Annotated in this window: 17 protein-coding genes; 5 read left to right on the forward strand and 12 right to left on the reverse strand. The window is 64.9% G+C overall.

Annotation, left to right across the window (positions count from 1 at the left end; genetic code table 11):
• From RKP46_RS13580 to RKP46_RS13595, 4 genes are all read right to left on the reverse strand, one after another.
• Positions 1-185: P-II family nitrogen regulator (locus RKP46_RS13580; RefSeq protein ID WP_311107126.1), on the reverse strand; the 185-nt coding region annotated here is incomplete at its 3' end.
• 62 nt (positions 186-247) lie between these two features.
• On the reverse strand, positions 248-1,858 hold the full coding sequence (locus RKP46_RS13585; RefSeq protein ID WP_311107127.1) for an NAD+ synthase: 1,611 nt from the start codon (positions 1,856-1,858) through the stop codon (positions 248-250).
• Between the two features lie 64 nt (positions 1,859-1,922).
• Complete coding sequence (gene ppa / locus RKP46_RS13590; RefSeq protein WP_311107128.1) at positions 1,923-2,471, reverse strand: inorganic diphosphatase; 549 nt, start codon at positions 2,469-2,471, stop codon at positions 1,923-1,925.
• Between the two features lie 138 nt (positions 2,472-2,609).
• Positions 2,610-3,458 carry an alpha/beta hydrolase gene (locus RKP46_RS13595; protein ID WP_311107129.1) on the reverse strand — a complete coding sequence of 283 codons (849 nt, stop codon included), beginning with the start codon at positions 3,456-3,458 and terminating at the stop codon, positions 2,610-2,612.
• Between the two features lie 196 nt (positions 3,459-3,654).
• Between RKP46_RS13595 and RKP46_RS13600 the strand changes: the two genes are divergently transcribed.
• Positions 3,655-5,043, forward strand: a complete 1,389-nt coding sequence (locus RKP46_RS13600; protein WP_311107130.1) for a hypothetical protein — start codon at positions 3,655-3,657, stop codon at positions 5,041-5,043.
• A 42-nt stretch (positions 5,044-5,085) separates the two neighbouring features.
• Here RKP46_RS13600 and RKP46_RS13605 read toward each other — a convergent pair whose 3' ends face one another.
• From RKP46_RS13605 to tkt, 8 genes are all read right to left on the reverse strand, one after another.
• Complete coding sequence (locus RKP46_RS13605) at positions 5,086-5,625, reverse strand: glutaredoxin family protein (protein WP_311107131.1); 540 nt, start codon at positions 5,623-5,625, stop codon at positions 5,086-5,088.
• A 19-nt stretch (positions 5,626-5,644) separates the two neighbouring features.
• Entirely contained in the window at positions 5,645-7,738 is a 2,094-nt protein-coding gene (locus tag RKP46_RS13610) for a M3 family metallopeptidase (protein ID WP_311107132.1), read from the reverse strand.
• 63 nt (positions 7,739-7,801) lie between these two features.
• Positions 7,802-8,575, reverse strand: coding sequence for a DUF2189 domain-containing protein (locus RKP46_RS13615; protein WP_311107133.1), 774 nt, complete (start codon positions 8,573-8,575; stop codon positions 7,802-7,804).
• Positions 8,576-8,630: 55 nt separating this feature from the next.
• Positions 8,631-9,569, reverse strand: a complete 939-nt coding sequence (locus tag RKP46_RS13620; RefSeq protein WP_311107134.1) for a phosphoribosylaminoimidazolesuccinocarboxamide synthase — start codon at positions 9,567-9,569, stop codon at positions 8,631-8,633.
• 192 nt (positions 9,570-9,761) lie between these two features.
• On the reverse strand, positions 9,762-10,826 hold the full coding sequence (gene fba / locus RKP46_RS13625) for a class II fructose-bisphosphate aldolase (protein ID WP_311099459.1): 1,065 nt from the start codon (positions 10,824-10,826) through the stop codon (positions 9,762-9,764).
• Positions 10,827-10,951: 125 nt separating this feature from the next.
• Positions 10,952-12,391 (reverse strand): pyruvate kinase, encoded by a 1,440-nt coding sequence (pyk, locus tag RKP46_RS13630; RefSeq protein WP_311107135.1) that lies wholly within the window; start codon positions 12,389-12,391, stop codon positions 10,952-10,954.
• 70 nt (positions 12,392-12,461) lie between these two features.
• On the reverse strand, positions 12,462-13,463 hold the full coding sequence (gene gap, locus RKP46_RS13635; protein WP_311107136.1) for a type I glyceraldehyde-3-phosphate dehydrogenase: 1,002 nt from the start codon (positions 13,461-13,463) through the stop codon (positions 12,462-12,464).
• A 20-nt stretch (positions 13,464-13,483) separates the two neighbouring features.
• Positions 13,484-15,472: a transketolase gene (tkt, locus tag RKP46_RS13640; RefSeq protein ID WP_311107137.1), complete on the reverse strand. Its 1,989-nt coding sequence runs from the start codon at positions 15,470-15,472 to the stop codon at positions 13,484-13,486.
• Positions 15,473-15,798: 326 nt separating this feature from the next.
• Between tkt and RKP46_RS13645 the strand changes: the two genes are divergently transcribed.
• The 4 genes from RKP46_RS13645 to RKP46_RS13660 all read left to right on the forward strand — a co-directional run.
• The gene (locus RKP46_RS13645) at positions 15,799-17,178 is read left to right on the forward strand and encodes a ribulose-bisphosphate carboxylase (protein WP_311107138.1); all 1,380 of its coding nucleotides are present in this window, start codon (positions 15,799-15,801) and stop codon (positions 17,176-17,178) included.
• Positions 17,179-17,210: 32 nt separating this feature from the next.
• A complete protein-coding gene (locus RKP46_RS13650) occupies positions 17,211-18,035 on the forward strand; it encodes a CbbQ/NirQ/NorQ/GpvN family protein (protein ID WP_311107139.1) in 825 nt (274 codons plus the stop codon).
• 9 nt (positions 18,036-18,044) lie between these two features.
• A complete protein-coding gene (locus RKP46_RS13655; protein ID WP_311107140.1) occupies positions 18,045-20,351 on the forward strand; it encodes a nitric oxide reductase activation protein NorD in 2,307 nt (768 codons plus the stop codon).
• Positions 20,352-20,459: 108 nt separating this feature from the next.
• The coding region (locus RKP46_RS13660; RefSeq protein WP_311107141.1) for an HTH domain-containing protein at positions 20,460-20,649 on the forward strand (190 nt) is incomplete at its 3' end.

Consider the following 20,649-nt stretch of genomic DNA (forward strand, 5'->3'; position numbering starts at 1 on the left):
TCGATCTTGACCTTGGGCAGAAAATCGACCACGTACTCGGCGCCGCGATAGAGTTCGGTATGCCCCTTCTGGCGGCCGAAACCCTTGACTTCGGTCACCGTCAGCCCGGTGACACCGATTTCCGAAAGCGCCTCACGCACTTCGTCAAGCTTGAACGGTTTGATGATCGCTTCGATTTTTTTCATGGTCAAGTCTCCGTTGAAAGTCGTCCGGAAATCGTATCAGAAATCGCGTGAAGCGCGGACGCTCAGTAGGGGTCGCGGTAATGATTGGTAATCGGATAGCGCCAGTCCTTGCCAAAACCCCGTTGCGTCACGCGAATGCCGACGGGCGCTTGGCGCCGCTTGTATTCGCTGATCTTCAACAGATGCACGACGCGCCGCACGTCGGCTGGCGAATGACCCTGGGCGATGATCTCGCGCGGGCTGAGCTCCTTGACCATGTAGGCCTCAACGATATCATCGAGGACGGCGTAGGGCGGCAGGCTGTCCTGGTCGGTCTGCCCCGGCTTCAGCTCGGCCGAGGGTGGGCGGGTGATGATCTTTTCGGGAATCGCGCAGGACAGCGTGTTGCGCCAGCGCGCCAGGCGGTAGACCAGCGTCTTGACGATGTCCTTGATCACCGCGAAGCCGCCAGCCATGTCGCCGTAGAGCGTGCAATAGCCGACCGCCATTTCCGACTTGTTGCCGGTCGTCAGGACGAGCGAGCCGGTCTTGTTGGACAGGGCCATCAGGATCATGCCGCGGATTCGCGCCTGCAGATTCTCTTCCGTGGTGTCGGCCGCAAGGCCGGCGAACTGCGCGGCGAGGAGCGCGGCGAAGGTCTGCATTGCCGCTTCAATCGGGATCTCGTCGTAGCGCACGCCGAGCAGGCGGACCATCTCGCGCGATTCGGAGAGGCTGAGTTCGGCTGTGTACGGCGAGGGCATCATGACTGCGCGCACCTTGTCGGCCCCCAGCGCATCGACCGCGATGCACAAGGTGAGCGCCGAATCGATCCCGCCGGAGAGACCGATGATCGCGCCGGGAAAACCGTTCTTGCCGAGGTAGTCGCGCACGCCAAGGACGAGCGCCTGGTAGACCTCGGCTTCCTGGCACGGTGCCTCGGCGATCTCGCCGCCGATCAGATCGCCGTCGGCGAACTCGACCAGCCCGAGAGCCTCGGTGAATTGTGGCAACTGGCGGCATAACTGACCGCGCGAGTCGAGCGCGAACGATCCGCCGTCGAAGACGAGTTCGTCCTGGCCGCCGGCCAGATTGGCGTAAACCACCGGCAAGCCGGTGCTGGCGACGCGCGCGCGCAGAACTCCGGTGCGCCGTTCGCGTTTGCCGATGTGGTAGGGCGACGCATTGAGCACGAGCAGGATTTCCGCCCCGGCCGCGCGCGCGCGGTCGGCAGCGCCGGCCTCCCAGACGTCGGCGCAAATGTTGACGCCGCAACGCACGCCGTTGATCGTCAGCACGCAGGGCCCGCTCCCTGACTCGAAATAGCGCTCTTCGTCGAATACCTCGTAGCTCGGCAGCCGCTGCTTGTGGTAAGTGCCTTGACGCTCGCCGCCACTGAGCAAGGTCGCGGCGTTGAAGCACTTGCCGGCGCGCTTCTCGGGGTGGCCGACGAGAACGGCTATTCCCGGCAGACGGCTGGCCAGGCTGTTCAGTTCGCCTTCGCAGGCGGCGTAGAAGTCATCGCGCAGCAGCAGGTCTTCCGGCGGGTAGCCGGAAAGCGCCAGTTCGGGCGTGAGCAGCAGGTCGGCGCCCTGCTGTCGGGCGCGTTCGGCAAAGTCGAGAATGCGCGCTGCATTGCCAGCGAGGCCGCCGACGGTCGCGTTGATCTGAGCAATGGCAATTTTCAGGGACATGGCGGCAGCAACGGGCAAGCGGGGCGCGCAGGCGCTCGGCGCGGGGAGTCGACTCGCGTGGTGCTCAGAAGGCGGGCTTTTCCTTGGCGCTTGCGTAGCGCTCGACGCCGTCGAGAATCTCTTTCTTGGCTTCCTCGCTGCCCAGCCAGCCGCTGACCTTGACGAACTTGCCGCGTTCGAGATCCTTGTAGTGCGCGAAAAAATGCGCGATCTGATCTAGCACGACCTGGGGAAAATCGCGCGGCGTCTCGACATCGCGATACATCGGCGTCAGGCTGTCGACAGGTACCGCGAGCACCTTGCCGTCCTGTCCCGATTCGTCTTCCATCGCCAGCAGGCCAATCGGCCGGCAACGCACGACAACGCCCGGTGGCAGGGCAAACTGGGTGATCACGAGCACGTCTACCGGATCGTCATCGCCGGCGATGGTGTGCGGGATATAGCCGTAGTTGCACGGATAGTGCATCGCGGTGGACATGAAACGATCGACGAAGACGGCCCCGCTCTCCTTGTCCACTTCGTACTTCACCGGATCAGCGTGCATCGGAATCTCGATGATGACGTTGAAGTCGTTCGGTAGCGCTTTGCCGGCGGGCACACGATCCAGACCCATGATGGTGATCTCTTATCAGTTGGAAGACAGCGGATTATACGCCAGGGCGCGACGACGTTTGCTCTGCCTGACGTGCCCGTTGGCCGAAGAAAGCACGCCGCGCCGACCTCTGGCCCGAGCGCGCGGCTGTCTGAGTTCTCAGGCGGGGCAGGTGAGGGCAGCCGCACCCCGCGCGCGCGGCTGCGGCTGTGGCGCGAGTTGCTGCAACCATGCCAGCACTGGTGCGGCACACCGCTCCCACTGCTGATCGACGATCATCGCGTGCCCCGCGCCAGGAATGATGCGCAACTCGCCATGCCAGCGCCGGGCGACGCGCTCCGTCATGTAGGGCGGGAAGACCGCGTCCGCTTCGCCGCCGACGACGAGCACCGGCAGCGCTGGCGTGCGTGGCGGCCAACGCCAGAAGAGCAGCGACAGATCGCAGATGGCGCGCAGCGACTCGGGCTGCACCAGGTGGGTGAACTCAGCCAGCACCTGGTCGCTCGTATCGGGCGAAAAGTAGACCTGTTTGATCAGGCCCAGCGCTTGGCTGTCGAAAATCCCCTTGCTCATCTGGAAGACGGCGCCGAGAAACTGCGGGTGCTGGAAGAAGAGCCGGATCGCCGATTCCAGGGTGCCGCCGGGCGGCACCGGCGACATCAGGACTCCGGCTTCAGCGCGCGACTCCTCGAGCACGCGCTCGGCGAGAAAAGCGCCCATCGAGTGGCCAATGATGATCGGCTTGCGATCAAGCTGCTCGATGACCTGCAGTACATCGGCGTGGTAATCGTCCAGGCTCAAAGAGTCGAGATCACTTTCTCCCTCGCTCTGGCCGTGTCCGCCCAGGTCGAGCGCGTGACACTCGTAGCCTCGAGCGGCGAAGAATGGCAGGAAATGCGCGTCCCAGCAGCGGGCGTCGACGTAACCGCCATGGATGAAAAGCAGCGGCGGGTGCAGCGAGGGCGTTGCCGGTGCGCGCTGCAGCGTGTTGATGCGGCGTCGAGCCATGATGAGTCTCCAGAACAGGCTTCGATTATAGCCGACTGGACAGCCCGGAGTTGTCCGAACTTGCTCAAGCCGGCGGGAAAATCGACGTCCTGAGGTGCCCGGCTTGCATCCCGCGACAAGCCCCGGCGACGGCGTCACCGCAGATGATGGAACGACCGATTTTTCGCCTAATATTGTTCCAGGGAGGGAAATCATCATGCACGATTGGGAATGCTCGGTCATCCGCATAGCTGCCGTAGGCCTGATCTCCTGGCTGCTTGTCGTGAGTTCGCGGCCAGTGCTGGCTGGTGACACCACGGTGACAGTGGAACCTTGGGGGGCGACGCAGACTCACTTCTTTGATCCGGCCAAGCCGGCGGGTGCAGCAGCCGACCCAAACACTCCCGGTGACTTGCCGGGCCCGCCGGTTGACGCCCAGGGAGCCCCGATCCTCAAGCCGGACGAAGCGGGCGCCGCGGTCTATAAGGTGGATGCATCCTACCGCTACCGTGCCTCAGGCGCTGGCGGCAAGGTCACGATCACCCATGTGGACGCTGTCGTTTCAGGTTCAGCCGTGATCCATCTGCCGAGCGGAGCGACGCAGCAACTGACCGACCACGAAAATGGGCACGTCACGCTCTACCGCGACGAATACCTCAACAGTGCGCAGAAGAAGGTGTTGCAGTCGATCGCCAACCTGGTCGGAAGCCAGTATGCGACCAATGCGGAGGCTGATGCTGCGATAAAGAACGCGCTGAAGACTCGCGGGACGGACAGTGTGACGCAACAGATGGACGTCAGCGTGGCAAAGTTCGACCGGGTGACCAACAAGGGCAAGAACGATCTGCTTGACCCGGCCACCGGCAAGCCGGTCGATACGCCCGCCGGAATAGCGATGACCAAGGCGGAATGGGCGAAAGCGCCGGCTGCCGGGCGGGCCCCCGGTAGGCCGGCGGATGACAAGCCGCAAGCCGCGACTGCGCCGGATCCGGCACGCGTGTTCTTCGATCCGGCGACCAGCAAGCTTGCCTTTGCTGGCGATCTCCAGATCAGATATGCCTCGGGCGCATTTGACCCGATCACCGGGCGAGGCGTTTTCCAGATCGATCCGTTGATCGCCATTGGTCCGCTGGAGGGTGGCGGAACCCACTTGTCGGATACGGAGATAAGGATCGTGGACGAGCAAAGCGGCGACAGCTTGCTCGCCGGCTACCTGCTGCAGGTCGCCTGCATGGCGTCAAGCCTGCCGGATTTTCCAGGAATGATTCAGGGTTTTCTCGACATCCCGCCCGACTTCGCGCAGGGGATCAGCAATACGATTGAATCCGATTTTCTCGCCCGGCTGAAGAGCGCGGCCGCGCTTGGCGAGCAGACTACGTTCTGGTTCTTTGCGGACCAGCCGCTTTTTGACGGCCAGGGTAATTCCTTGATTCCACGAGCTGGCGTCAGCGGGAGCATGAAAATTGGCGTCATTCCAGAAGCCGCAACGCTGCTGCTCGTCTTTGCCGCGTGTGTTGCAGCGCTGCTCGCGGGCAGATTCCGCGCCACTGTCGCTGTCTCACTGCAAGGTCTGCGACCGAGGCAAGGACGCCGGTCGGCTGGGTGAGCCGCTACCGAATCATCGTCGGGCAACGCCCGTCGCGCGGCTTTATTCGGCTCTCGGCGTGCCTGCACCACTGCGGTAGGCGGCACTTGCCGGATAGCCAGCCAGATCGAGCAGTTCGTTCCAGTCGCCAGTGGTCAAACCGCGCAGATTCTTGCGGCCGACCACCAGGCTGGGCAAGAGCGACCTGCCGCCGAGTTGCTGGTTGACTTCGGCAAATTCCGCCTGGGTGCGGAGAAGTTTTTCGGTGAAGGGGATACCGCGCCGGGTGAGCAAGTCGCGTGCCTCGCGGCACTCGTCGCACTCGGCCGTGGTGTACAGGACGACAGGAAACTTCTCGCTTGCCTGCCGCGCCGCGTAGGAAAACGACGCAAGCGCCGGCTTCTCGGCATCTTCGCCGCTTGTGCCGTGCCCCCGGTAGACGACCACTTGGCGGGCGTCCGGCGGCGGTGGCTGATCGGAAATCACCGTGCGGCCCGTTTTCGCATCGATCCAGCGATAAGTCGTCTCGCCGTTGACCATCGTCGTGGCGAGCAGGAGGCCGAGGAACAAGGCCGCCCGTCGGAAAGCGTCGGCAAATCCCATGGTGGAAACTCCCGGTAAGTTAGGCGGCGATCATGCCGCTTCGTCGGAGTAGCGCGTCGACCGTCGGCGCGCGGCCGCGGAAGGCCAGGAAGCTGTCGATCGCCGGTCGGCTGCCGCCGACCGCCAGGATTTCGTTCAGGAAGCGCTCGCCGGTCGTCCGGTCGAAGGCGCTGCCCGCTTCCTCGAAAGCGCTGTAGCAATCCGCGGAAAGTACTTCTGCCCATTTGTAACTGTAGTAGCCGGCCGCGTAGCCGCCGGCAAAGATGTGCGAGAAGCTATGCGGAAAGCGATGCCACTCGGGGGGAACGATGACCGCCACTTCGCGCCGCACCTCGTTCAGGAGATCGAGCACGCTGCGTTCGCCGGCCGGGTCGAAAGCGCTGTGCAGCAGCAGGTCAAAGAGGGCAAACTCGACCTGGCGCAGCGTCTGCATGCCGCTCTGGAAGTTGCGCGCCGCCAGCATCTTGTCGAACAGCGCACGCGGAAGCGCTTCTCCGGTGTCAACGTGCGCCGTCATTTCCGGCAGAACGCTCCATTCCCAGCAATAGTTTTCCATGAATTGCGAGGGCAATTCGACCGCATCCCACTCGACGCCATGAATGCCGGCCACCGGCAGATCGTCGACGCGGGTCAGCAGGTGGTGCACACCGTGCCCGGTTTCGTGAAACAGCGTGATGACCTCGTCGTGCGTGAAAGTGGCGGGCCGCAGCTTGCCGTCGTTGTCGACCAGGGGTCGCGCGAAGTTGCAGTTGAGATAGGCTACCGGCTTCTGGATTCCGTCAGGAGTCGCCGCGCGGAACTCGGCGCGCGCCCGTCGGCGGCTGACCGCTTCGTCCATCCAGGCGCCGCCACGCTTCGTCTCGCGCGCATAGAGGTCGAGGTAGAAGCGACCGATCAGATCACCGGTCGGCGTCTCGATGCGGAAGAAGCGGACATCGTCGTGCCACAGCGGCGCATGGTCGGGCTTCAGGCGAACGCTGAAGAGCGTTTCGATGACGCGAAACAGGCCGGCCAGTACCTTGTCCTCGGTGAAGTACTGCTTGACCTCGTGCTCCGAGAAGGCATAGCGCTGCTGCAGCAGCTTCTCCGAAGCGTAGGCCACATCCCAGGCTTCCAGCGTTGCCAGGCCGAGCTCGGTGCGCGCGAAGGCGCGCAGCTCGGCGACATCGCGCTCGGCAAAAGGGCGCGCTTTGCCGGCGAGATCGCGCAGGAAGGTAAGGACTTGCGCAACCGAGTCAGCCATCTTGGGAACCAGCGAAACCTCGGCGAAGTTGGCGTAGCCGAGCAACTGCGCTTCTTCCCGGCGCAATTCGAGAATACGTCGGATGAGCTGGGTGTTGTCCAGTTCGGGGGGGCCGAACTCGGACGCGCGCGTGGCAAAGGCGCGATATAGCGCTGCGCGCAGCCGCCGACTGTCGGCATACTGCATCACGGGCAGGTACGACGGCATGTGCAGCGTGAACTTCCAGCCGCCCTTGCCGTCGCGCTCGGCGGCTGCGCGCGCCGCCTGCCGTACGTCTTCCGGCAAGCCGGAAAGCTCGCCTTCGTCACCCACCAGTTCGCTGAAGGCATTGGTTGCGTCGAGCAGGTTCTCCGAGAACTTCGCTGCCAGGCTGGCCAGTTCCTCGCTGATTGCCTGAAAGCGCGGTTTCAGCTCGTCCGCAAGTTCGGCGCCGGCCAGGCGAAAATCCCGCAGTTCGTGTTCGACGATGCGTTGCCGGGCGGTCGGCAACTGGGCGAACTCGCGGCTGGCGGCGATTGCCCTGTACTTTGCGAAAAGCTTGAAATTCTGCCCGAGCTCGGCGTAGAAGCGGGCGACCTCGGGCAACATGCGGTTGTAAGCCTCACGCCAGGCGGGGATGTCGTTGACCGCGTGCAGATGGCCGACGACTCCCCAGGCGCGCGCGAGCGGCTCCAGACCGTCGGTCAGCGGTTCGGCAAACGATGACCAGGTGGCCGCCAGGTCGTCGTCGGTCAGCCTCACGATCAGCTTGCGGGCTTCGCCAAGCAGGTGAGTGATCGCCGGTTCGACATCGTCCGGGCGAACGCGATCGAAGCGCGGCAGATCGGAAAAGTCGAGCAGTGGATTGTCGGCGAGTATGCAGGAAGTCATTCAGGTTTCCTTACGGCCTGTGGCCGGCTGGCGGCATGGCGACAGGCGAGGGTGGCAGGAAAGTCATTCGACGAGCTCACGGTAAGCGTGCCAGGAAGCGTGCCCAATGAGCGGCATGAGGACGATCAGGCCGAAGAACAGCGTCAGGAAGCCGAGCGCAGTAAGGACGACGATGATCGCTCCCCAGAGAATCATCAGGAGCAGGTTGGCGTCGACGCTGCGCAGGCTGGTGCGCAGAGCGACGAGCAAGCCGAGCGGACGGTCGAGCAGCAGCGGCACCGACACGACCGTCACCGAGAAGATCAGCAGTGCCAGCGTTCCGCCGCTGAGCAGCCAGATGAGCAGGAGGTCGCGATGCTCGCTGCTGGTATGCACCACCGCGAGCAGTTGGAGCAGGTCGGGCGTCAGGTCGGGTGCAAGGAGATGGAAGAGGCCGGTCGACAGGCGTTCCCAGAGCAGGCCGATGGCGCCCAGCAGGAGACCGAGCTTGAGCAGTTCCAGCCGGTTGCGGCGGCCACCGGCGAGCGAGCTTAAGAAGGTTGAAGACTGGCCGGACTCACGCCGCCGGCTGATTTCGTACAGACCGCCGGAAAGCAGCGGTGCGACGAGAAAGAAGCCGGAGGTTGCGGCAATGAAGACGTGCCCGTTGCGCCAGGCAAAGATCGTGATCAGATCTCCGGCGATGGCAAAGAGCAGGCCGTAGGCCAGACTGGCGATCGGATTGGCGAGCAGGTCACGCCAACCGGCGGCCAGCCAGGCTAACGGACGGTTCAGCGCCACCTGACGGATGCCCGGCAGCGTTGCGGCAGGATTTGGCGGAGGAAGCGGCTGGCTCATGCATTCTCCTGGCTGAAAGGCAGTCGGCAAGGGCAGTTGGCCGGCATGCGCGGACTCAGGCGGCGAACGGCTCGCCGGTCAGACGCTCGCACGCCTCGAGGTACTTGGCACGTGTCCGGGCGATGACCTCGGCTGGCAGGCGGGGCCCCGGTGCGCGCTTGTCCCAGGCCAGCGTTGCCAGATAATCGCGCACGAACTGCTTGTCGTACGAAGGTGGATTGCTTCCGGCGCAGTAGGCGTCGGCCGGCCAGAATCGCGACGAATCGGGGGTCAGCGCTTCGTCGATCAGATGCAGCTTGCCGGCGGCATCGAGGCCGAACTCGAATTTGGTGTCGGCGATGATGATGCCGCGCGCGGCCGCGTAGTCAGCCGCGGCGCGGTAGAGCGCGAGGGCGGCCGCCAGCGCCTCCTCGCCGACCACCGCCGCGCTGCGGCCGCTCGTGGCGAGCACATCGGCCAGCACTGCCGCGCACGCGGCCTGCGCCTCGGCGAAGGAAATATTCTCGTCGTGCGCGCCGATCGCCGCTTTTGTCGCTGGGGTAAACAGCGGTTCCGGCAGGCGGCTGGCGAGTTGCAGCCCGGCCGGCAGCACGAGGCCGCAAACGCTACCGGTGCGCTGGTAGTCCTGCCAGCCCGAACCGATCAGATAGCCGCGCACGACGGCTTCGATCGGCAGCGGGCGCAGTCGCCTGACGACCAGCGAGCGCCCCCGTACCTGATCGCGCTCGTCGTCGGTGACGACGGCTTCCGGGTCGATTCCGGTCAGCTGGTTGGCCACGATTCCGGCCAGACGGCTGAACCAGAAGCTGGCCAGACGGGTGAGCACCTTGCCCTTGTCGGGGATCGGATCGGGCAAGACGACATCGAAGGCGGAAAGCCGGTCGCTGGTGACGATCAGAAGTTTGTCGTCGTCAAGCGCGTAGATGTCGCGCACCTTGCCCCGGCCGAGCAAGGGCAGGCTGCGCAGGGTCGACTGAAAAAGAGGTTCAGACACGTTGGCGATCCAGGTAAGGCGGGCGGTTCAACGAGAGGCAGTGAGGGCAGGGATTATAGGGCAGATCGCCAACGCCCGACGCTCCGGCGGAGCGACGAGCGGCGAAGCTCGCGGTCAGCCGGCCGTGCCGCCGGCCGAAACAAAAAAAAACCGCGCCGCTCGTACAAGCGGCGCGGCCTTGCCTTGCGTGGCCTAGCGAACGGTCTGGCTCAACTCGCCGCTCTTGTAGCGCTCAGCCATCTTGTCGAGCGGAATCACCTTGATCTTGCTCGCCTGACCGGCGGTGCCAAAGGCCTCGAAGCGCGCACGGCAGATCTTCTTGGCCGCTTCACGCGCTGGCTTCAGGTAGTCGCGCGGGTCGAACTTGGCCGGGTTCTCGGCGAAGTAGCGGCGGATGGCGCCGGTCATCGCGAGGCGAATGTCGGTGTCGATGTTCACCTTGCGCACACCGTGTTTGATGCCGGTGACGATTTCTTCCACCGGCACGCCGTAGGTTTCCTTCATGTCGCCGCCGAACTCGCGAATCTCGGCGAGCAGTTCCTGTGGCACCGACGAGGAACCGTGCATGACCAGGTGGCAGTTCGGGATGCGCTCGTGGATTTCCTTGATGCGATCGATCGCCAGAATGTCGCCGGTCGGCTTCTTGGTGAACTTGTAGGCACCGTGCGAGGTGCCGATGGCGATCGCCAGCGCGTCGCACTGGGTCTGCTTGACGAAATCGGCGGCCTGTTCGACATCGGTCAGGAGTTGCTCGCGCGTCATCGTTCCTTCCGCGCCGTGGCCGTCTTCCTTGTCGCCGCGCATCGTTTCCAGCGATCCGAGAACGCCGAGTTCGCCTTCAACCGAAACGCCGATGGCGTGCGCGAATTCGACCACCTTGCTCGTCGTTTCGACGTTGTATTCGTAGGTGGCGACCGACTTGCCGTCGGCCATCAGCGAACCGTCCATCATCACCGATGAGAAGCCGGAGCGTATCGCTGCCATGCACACTGCCGGCGATTGGCCATGGTCCTGGTGCATGACGATCGGAATGTGCGGATAGGCTTCCAGCGCGGCGAGAATCTGGTGCCGCAGGAAGGGCTCGCCGGCGTATTTGCGCGCGCCGGCGGACGCCTGCATGATCACCGGCGCATCGACTTCAGCGGCGGCTTCCATGATCGCCCAGACCTGTTCCATGTTATTGACGTTGAATGCGGGCAGACCATAACCATTGGCGGCGGCATGGTCGAGTAATTGACGCATTGAAACAATTGGCATGATTGCTTTCTCCAGTAATGGTTCAGTTGCCTGAATCTGGTCGCCGGCGGGAGCCGACTCCCAGGATTGGTGCTGCGCGTCGAGCGACCAGACGGACGATCGGATACATCGCTCGCGGCTTGCCGTCAGACCGGGGTGTACTGCTGGTCGCCGACGCGAACGATCTTCAGCGTGTTGGTTCCGCCGCTGGTGCCCATCGGCTCGCCGGCCGAGAGCACGATGAAATCGCCCTTGCCGACGATGCCTTCGTTCATCAGCAGACGTTCCGCGTCGTGCAGCAGCTCGTCGCGCGTCGCCGGTCGCTGCGTCATGAAGAGCGGGAAGACCGCGCGATAGAGGCTCATCTTGGTCACCGCTTCCGGCCGCGGGGTAAGCGCGTACACCGGGACACCGCAGTTAAGCCGACTCATCCAGAGCGCCGTCGCGCCGGATTCGGTCAGCGCGGCGATCGCCTTCACCTTGAGGTGATGCGCCGTCCAGATCGCAGCCAGCGAAATCGTCTGATCGATACGTGTGAATACCTGATTGAGAAACTCGCTGTCGAGCGTCACTTCGGCCGATTTCTCGGCTTCCAGGCAGATGCGCGACATTGCCTCGACGGTTTCCACCGGATACCGGCCCGAGGCGGTTTCGGCCGACAGCATGACCGCGTCGGTACCGTCGAGGACGGCATTGGCGACATCGGAGACCTCGGCTCGGGTTGGCGCCGGCGAGTTGATCATCGACTCCATCATCTGCGTCGCGGTGATCGCCAGCCGGTTCTTCTCGCGCGCCAGTCGGATCATTCGCTTCTGCAGCGCGGGCACTGCGGCGTCGCCGACCTCGACGGCAAGATCGCCGCGCGCGACCATGATGCCGTCGGAGGCGCCAATGATCTCTTCCAGCGCGGCGACCGCTTCGACGCGTTCGATCTTGGCGATCGTGTGCGCCCGCCCACCCGCCGCGTGGATCAGTTGCTTGGCCATGTACATGTCGGCCGCGCTCTTGGGGAACGAAACGGCGACGAAATCGACTTCCATCGCCGCCGCGGTCCGGATGTCTTCCATGTCCTTGGCGGTCAGCGCGGGTGCCGAGAGGCCGCCACCCTGGCGGTTGATTCCCTTGTTGTCGGAAAGGGCGCCGCCGTGGCGGACGACGGTGAAGATCTCCGAGCCGGCCACGCGCTCGACATCGAGGACGATCCGCCCGTCGTCGAGCAGCAGCACGCTGCCGCTGGAAACGTCGCGCGTCAGGTCTTTGTAGTCGAGACCGACGCGCTCGCTGTTGCCGAGTTCGCAGTTGGCGTCGAGGATGAAGCGCGAGCCGTTCTCGAGCCAGCTCTTGCCTTCAGCGAATTTGCCGACGCGGATCTTCGGGCCCTGCAGGTCGGCCAGAATGCCGACCGGGCGTCCGACGCGCGCCGCCGCTTCGCGCACGAGTTGGGCACGCCCGATGTGTTCCTCGGGTTTGCCATGAGAGAAGTTGAGGCGCACGACATTGACGCCGGCGCGGATCATACGCTCCAGAACTTCGGCGCTGGACGACGCAGGGCCGAGCGTGGCGACGATCTTGGTATCTCGCGACATGTTTCTCCTACTGTTCCTGCCTGGCAGGGCACTTCCGGCAGGGCACCCGCAGGTGCCCTGCGCCGGCTTATCAGCCAGCCATCACCTTGACCATTTCCAGCACCTTGCAGGAATAGCCCCATTCATTGTCGTACCAGGCGACGACCTTGATGAACGTACCGTCGAGCGCCATTCCGGCTTCGGCGTCGAAGACCGAGGTGCAGCTCTCGTCGCGGAAGTCGGTCGCCACGACCTTTTCGTTGGTGTAGCCGAGAACGCCCTTCATCGGGCCTTCCGAGGCTGCCTTCATGGCGGCGCAGATGGCGTCGTAGGTCGCGTCCTTGCTCAGTTCGCAGGTCAGATCGACGACTGAAACGTCCGACGTCGGAACGCGGAAGGCCATGCCGGTCAGCTTCTTGTTCAGCTCGGGGATGACCTTGCCCACCGCCTTGGCGGCGCCGGTCGACGACGGGATGATGTTCTCGAGGATGCCGCGGCCACCACGCCAGTCCTTGTTCGACGGACCGTCGACCGTCTTCTGAGTGGCCGTCGCCGCGTGCACCGTGGTCATCAGGCCGCGCTTGATTCCCCAGTTGTCGTTCAGCACCTTGGCCACCGGGGCCAGGCAGTTGGTCGTGCACGAGGCATTCGAGATGATCGTTTGCCCGGCGTAGGTCTGATGATTGACGCCGAAAACGAACATCGGCGTGTCGTCCTTGCTCGGCGCGCTCTGAATGACTTTCTTGGCGCCGGCGGCAATGTGCTTCTGGCAGGTGTCGAGCGTCAGGAAGAGGCCGGTCGATTCGACGACGACTTCGGCGCCAACTTCATCCCACTTCAGCTCGGCCGGGTCCTTGACCGCGGTCAGGCGAATGCGCTTGCCGTTGACCACCAGCGTGTTGCCGTCAACCGAAATGTCGCCCTTGAAGCGGCCATGCACCGAGTCGTACTTCAGCATGTAGGCCAGATAGTCGGGCTCGAGCAGGTCGTTGATGCCGACCACTTCGATATCGTTCGCGAAGTCCTGTACGGCAGCGCGAAAAACCATCCGACCGATACGCCCGAAACCGTTGATTCCAACTTTGATTGACATGAAACGATCTCCTTGAAGAATTACAACAATGATTTCACGCAGTCGACCACGCCGGTCACCGTGAAACCGAAAAAGTCGAACAAGCGGCCAGCCGGAGCCGACACGCCAAAACGATCGATGCCGATCGTGGCGCCATCGAATCCGACGGTGCTGCGCCAGTATCTGCTTACCCCTGCTTCAATCGACAGCCGCGGCAGGGTGCGCGGCAGTACAGCATTCTGGTACGACGCATCCTGCCGCTCGAAAACCTCGGCGCAGGGGAGCGAGACGACGCGTGCGCCAATGCCTTCGGCGGCCAGCGCGCGGCTGGCGTCGACGGCGAGTTGCACTTCCGATCCGGTGGCGATCAGGACGACCTGCGGTTGCTGGCAATCTTCCAGCACGTAGCCGCCGCGGCGAATGCTGGCGCTTGCCACCTCGCCGGTCAGCGCGGGCAGGTTCTGCCGCGACAGGGCCAATACCGTCGGGCCGTCGCTGCGCTCGAGCGCGGCCGCCCAGGCAACCGCGGTTTCGCCGGCATCCGCCGGGCGCCAGACATCGACGTTGGGAATCAGGCGCAGGCAGGCAAGGTGCTCGATCGGCTGGTGCGTCGGACCATCCTCGCCGAGCCCGATCGAGTCGTGCGTATAGACCATGATCTGGCGCAGCTTCATCAGTGCCGCCATGCGGATGGCGCTGCGCGCGTAGTCCGAGAAAACGAGGAAGGTCGCGGTAAACGGAATGAAGCCGCCGTGCAGCGCCAGGCCGTTGGCCACTGCGGTCATCGCGAATTCGCGTACGCCGTAGTGCAGATAGTTGCCGCCCCGCCCGCGCGTGATCACCTGCGCGCCGCGCCACTGCGTGAGGTTGGAGCCGGAGAGGTCAGCCGAGCCACCGATCAGTTCGGGCAGGCGTGCGGCGCAGGCTTCGATTGCATTTTGCGAAGCCTTGCGCGTGGCGATTGCCTCACCACGCGCCCGCGCTTGGCCGATCCATTGCGCCGCATACTCGCTCCAGTCGGCCGGCAAGTCGCCGCGCATCCGCCGCTCGAACTCGCTGGCAAGTTGCGGGAAAGCCGTCCGGTAGGCGGCAAAGCGCGCCTGCCACTCGTCCTCGAGCAGCGCGCCGCGCGTGCGGCCGTCCCACTGCGCGTAGATCTCCGCGGGAATCTCGAACGGGGCGTGCGGCCAGGCGAGCTCGGCGCGCGCCGCAGCGACTTCCGCCGCGCCGAGCGGCGCGCCATGCGCGGCGTGACTGTCGACCTTGTTCGGCGAACCGCGACCAATGTGCGTCTTGCAGCAGATCAGCGTCGGGCGCGCGCGCTCAGCGCGCGCAGCGTGCAGGGCATCGTCGATCGCCTGCGCGTCGTGCCCGTCGACCTCGGCAATCACCTGCCAACCGTAGGCGGCAAAGCGCTGCGGCGTGTCGTCGGTGAACCAGCCGGCGACATCGCCGTCGATCGAGATTCCGTTGTCGTCGTAGATCGCGATCAGGCGGCCCAGGCCGAGTGTGCCGGCGAGCGAACACGCTTCGTGCGAAATACCTTCCATCAGGCAGCCGTCGCCGACCAGGACATACGTCGAGTGGTCGACGATGTCATGGCCCGGCCGGTTGAACTCGGCGGCCAGCGCCTGCTCGGCGATCGCCATGCCGACGGCGTTGGCCAGACCCTGGCCGAGCGGCCCGGTGGTCGTCTCGACGCCCGGCGTATGGCCGACCTCGGGGTGGCCGGGGGTGAGCGAAGCCAACTGCCGGAAGCGCTTCAGGTCGTCGATGGATAGCGCGTAACCGCTCAGGTGGAGCAGCGCGTAGAGCAGCATCGAGCCGTGACCGTTCGACAGAACGAACCGGTCGCGGTCGGGCCACTGCGGGTTTCCCGGATTGTGGCGTAGATGTCTGCGCCAGAGAACCTCGCCGATTTCGGCCATCCCCATGGGCATGCCCGGATGTCCGGAGTCGGCTTGTTGCACCGCATCCATGGCGAGGACGCGCAGGGCACTGGTCAGGGGGCTGTAGGCGGGAGTAGGCACGATGGTCGGCGGCTTGGAGCGTGTCTGGAAGGCATCACGGGGCTGGATTATCCGCCAAAAGTGCCGGGTTTGCCAAACTCCGTTGCAGGCGGGCAGCGTACGTTCCGGCGGCGCGTGCTGCAAAGCAACACGAGAGCTGGAGGCGATCCCTTGGGCAGGCGCGAAAATAAAGCATTTGCTAACGGTAATACCGAGAAAGTTTAACTTTTAATAATCTATTGTGACGCATACACTTGCCCGAATCAAGGCTGCAGTCGGCCCCGCCGGAGCCCCGGCTGCCGCCGGGTCGGCAGTTCCTTCCTCCTTTCATCGCTCAGGAAACACGCATGGACCAATCGAATCGCTACGCCGACCTCAGCCTCGACGAGGAAGCGCTGATCAAAGGCGGCAAACACATTCTCGTCGCTTACAGGATGAAGCCCAAGGCGGGCTACGATTATCTGCAGGCGGCGGCGCACTTTGCCGCCGAGTCGTCGACCGGCACCAATGTCGAGGTGTGCACCACCGACGACTTCACGCGCGGCGTCGATGCGCTGGTCTACGCGATCGACGAAGCGAACGACGACATGCGCATCGCCTATCCGCTCGACCTCTTCGACCGCAACATCACCGACGGCCGAATGATGATCGTTTCCTTCCTGACGCTGTGCATCGGCAACAACCAGGGGATGGGCGACATCGAGCATGCCAAGATGTACGACTTCTACATGCCCGAGCGCGCGATCCAGCTTTTCGACGGCCCGGCCAAGGACATCACCGACCTCTGGCGCATCCTCGGCCGGCCGCTGCGCGATGGCGGCTACATTGCCGGCACGATCATCAAGCCGAAACTCGGTCTGCGCCCGGAACCCTTCGCGCTGGCAGCGTATCAGTTCTGGCTCGGCGGCGACTTCATCAAGAACGACGAACCACAGGGCAACCAGGTTTTCGCGCCAATGAAGAAAGTCATGCCCCTGGTTTATGACGCGATGAAGCGCGCGCAGGACGAAACCGGCCAGGCGAAGATCTTCTCGGCCAATATTACTGCCGACGATCACTACGAAATGTGCGCGCGCGCCGACTACATTCTGGAGACTTTCGGCCCGGACGCCGACAAGGTCGCCTTTCTCGTCGATGGCTACGTCGGCGGGCCGGGCATGGTGAGCACGGCACGTCGGCAGTATCCCGACCAGTACCTGCACTACCACCGCGCCGGGCACGGCGCGGTCACCTCGCCGAGTTCGAAGCGCGGCTACGATGCCTACGTTCTGGCCAAGATGGCCCGCTTGCAGGGTGCCTCGGGAATTCACGTCGGAACGATGGGCTACGGCAAGATGGAAGGCAGCCCGGACGATCGGGCGATCGCCTATGTCATCGAGCGCGACGAGTACCAGGGGCCGGCGTATCGGCAGAAATGGTACGGCATGAAACCGACGACGCCGATCATCTCGGGCGGCATGAACGCCTTGCGCCTGCCCGGTTTCTTCGCCAATCTCGGTCACGGCAACGTGATCAACACCGCTGGCGGCGGATCGTATGGCCACATCGACAGCCCGGCGGCGGGAGCGATCTCGTTGCGCCAGGCCTACGAATGCTGGAAAGCCGGCGCCGACCCGATCGAATGGGCACGCGAGCACCGCGAGTTCGCGCGCGCCTTCGCATCGTTCCCGGCCGACGCCGACCGACTTCACCCCGGCTGGCGAGAAAAGCTCGCGGCGCATCGCTGACCGCCGCGCGCGACTCCGCAGGCAGACTCCCGATGACACAAACGGCGCAGGCGACGATCGACGGCGAGCAGTTCAGGGTGCGCAGCGAACCCTTCTATCAGCCGCAGGGCAAGGAGATCGAGCTTTTTGCCGCGGCCTACGCGGCGCGTCTGCCGGTCATGGTCAAGGGGCCGACCGGCTGCGGCAAGTCGCGCTTCATCGAGTACATGGCGTGGAAGCTCGACCGCCCGCTGGTCACCGTCGCCTGCAATGAAGACATGACCGCAGCCGACCTCGTCGGGCGCTACCTGCTCTCCGCCGACGGCACGCACTGGCTCGACGGCCCACTGACCACCGCCGCGCGCATCGGAGCCATCTGCTACCTGGACGAAATCGTCGAAGCGCGCCAGGATACGACGGTCGTCATTCACCCGCTGACCGACCACCGGCGCTGTCTGCCGCTCGACAAGAAGGGCGAACTTCTCCGCGCGCACGCCGACTTCCAGCTCGTCATCTCGTACAACCCGGGCTACCAGAGCCTGATGAAGGATCTCAAGCAATCGACCAAGCAGCGCTTCACGGCGCTCGACTTCGACTATCCGCAGGCCGCGCTGGAAGGCGCCATTCTCGTTCGGGAAGCCGGTATCGCGCCCGCGCTCGCCGAGCCACTGGTGCAGCTTGCGGCGAGCGCGCGCCGCCTGCGCGGGCACGGCCTCGACGAGGGCGTGTCGACCCGGCTGCTGGTCTACGCGGCGCGCCTGATCGCTGCCGGCGTCGATCCCGGTGACGCGTGTCGGATGGCGCTGGTGCGGCCGATCACCGACGACGCTGACGTGCGCGCCGCGCTCGAGCAGGCGATCGACGCGGTTTTCGCCTGAGCCTGGCGGATGGTCGCCGAGGCCAGCCACGACGACGCCTGGGAGCAAAGTCTGGCGAGCGGCCGCGCGCAACTGGCGTGCCGCTTCCCACAGGTCGACGAGGTCTTCGCGGATTGCCTGCGCGCCGCCTCGAGCACGCTTTCGCCCGCCGGCGTCAGCGATTATCTCGACTGCGGGCGTTTTCTCGGCCGCATGGGGCGCGGCGTCGAACCCGTATTGATCTTCCTTGCCGAATGGCCGCAGATCGCGCGCCTGGTCGGCGAAGGCGCGCTGCCGGGGGTGCGTCAGGCGCTGCACAGCCTGGCCAGGTCGCCGAACGGCAAGGCGATCGCGCCTTTCCTGCAGTCGCTCGCCGGGGTCGCCCGCCGTCTGGCGGCAGCCGAGCCGATGCAGCACTACCTCGACCTGACGCTCGAGCTGATGCAGCGCACGTCCGGCTCGATACACGGCATCCACCAGACCTACGCCAGCCCCGGCTTGCCCGCGTTTCTCGCCCAGGCGCCTGTTCTGCTCGCCAGCCTGACGATCGCCGGTCTGCGCAACTGGGTGGACTATGGCGTGCGCACCCATGCGGAGCACCCGCAGCGGCAATCTGCCTATTTCAGCCTGCACTCCGCCGACAGCCGCGCCGTCTTCCAGCGCGAGCGGCACGGCACGCTGCTGGTCGATCACGAACATCTGCTCGGCCTCGGGCTACGCGCGCTGTGGGACGACCCGGCGCCTCTCGTGCCCTATCCGACCGGTCTGACCGCCACCTGGCCGGGTACCAGCGAGCGACCCGCGCCGGCCACTGTCGATTGCCCCTACTACGACGCCGACGGCATCCGCCTGCCGGATGTGCTCGACGACGCGCACGGTGTACGCGGCATCGACCGCTACCAGGCAGCGCTCGCGCACATCGCGGGTCATCGCCGCTGGAGCCAGCCGCTCATCGCCGACAACTTCAGCCCGCAACAGCGCCTGGCGATCGAGACCTTCGAAGACAGCCGCATTGAAACGCTGATCGTCCGCCGCTACCCGGGCCTGCGAAGAATCTTTCTTGCCCTCCACCCGCAACCCCTGGAGGACGCCTGCGACCCGACGCTCGTTTGCTGCCTGCGCCACCGTCTGGCGATGCTCTCGCGCGCCATCCTCGACCCCCAGCATGGCTATCGCGACGCCGACCTGCACGACTTCGCCGGACGCTTCGCGCTGACCATGGCCGGCGGCGAGGCGCGCAGCGAAGCGATGGCGGCGCTCGCACTGGCTTACCTCGCGCGCACGCGCCGCGCCGGCGATCAGTTGCCGACCGTCCATTTCACCGATACGCGGGTCGACTACCGCGACGACAACCGCCACCTCTGGCGTTACCACGAACTGAGCGACGACGAGGAATTCTTCGCGACGCCGCGCGCGCGGCAAGTGGCGAACGAAATCATGCACCTGCCGCCGCGTCACTACCCCGAGTGGGATTACCGCAGCCAGAGCTACCGGCTCGACTGGGTGAGCCTCTACGAAAGCCTGCATGCGCCCGGCGATGCGACGCTGATCGATCGCCTGCTCACCAAGCACGCGCGGCTCGCCCGCCGCCTGCAGCGCCTTCTCGACCTCCTCCGGCCGCAGGACCGGGTGCGTGTCCGCTATCAGGAAGACGGCGCCGACCTTGATCACGACCTCGCGCTGCGCTCTCTGGCCGACCTGCGCAGCGGCGCCGTACCCGATCCGCGGATCAACTTCAGCCATCGTACGAGCGGCCGCAACCTCGCCGTGCTCCTTTTGCTCGACCTTTCGCGCTCGCTTGGCGACCCGCTTCCGGAGAGTTCGCAAACGATCCTCGAACTCGGTCAGGAGGCCGTCGCGCTGCTCGCCTGGGCGATCGAGCAACTGGGCGACGCGTTCGCCATCGCCGGCTTCCACTCCGACACCCGGCACGAGGTGCGCTACCTGCACCTCAAGGGCTTCAGCGAGCCCTGGGGCGAAACCGTCAAACGGCGCCTGGCGGCGATCCGGCCGGGCGACTCGACGCGCATGGGCGCTGCATTGCGGCACGCCGCGCATTATCTGCAGGCGCGACCAGCGGGCAAGAAGCTGCTCCTCGTCCTGACCGACGGCCAGCCGGCGGACGTCGACGAACCGGACGAGCGCCGCCTGATCGAAGACGCGCGCAAGGCCGTCGGCGAACTCGACGGGCAGGGCATCTTCACCTTCTGCATCAGCCTCGACCGGCAAGCCGACGACTACGTCGGCGACATCTTTGGCCGGCGCTATTCGGTGATCGACCATATCGAACGTCTCCCCCAACGCCTGCCCGAGTTGTTCATGGCGCTGACCCGCTAGGGAAGGGCGCCTGCACGGCGCAGCCGCAACTCGCTACGGCATGCTCGCTGAACCGGTGGCCGATCCGGCCCGGATCAGTCGTACGTCATCACGGAGAAGAGGAAAGCCATGACTGAAAGCCGTCGGATCGACCGCCTGCATAAGATTCAGGAACTCCTGGGCCGGCGGCGCATCGTCTATCGCAGCGAACTGCTGGAAAAGTTCGGCATCTCGCGTGCGACGCTCAACCGCGATCTTGCCGAGTTGCGCAATCGCTATCAGGTGCCGATCGATTTCAACCAGGAGTACGGTGGCTACC

The sequence above is a fragment of the Accumulibacter sp. genome (assembly GCF_031732815.1).
Classification (GTDB): Bacteria; Pseudomonadota; Gammaproteobacteria; order Burkholderiales; family Rhodocyclaceae; genus Accumulibacter.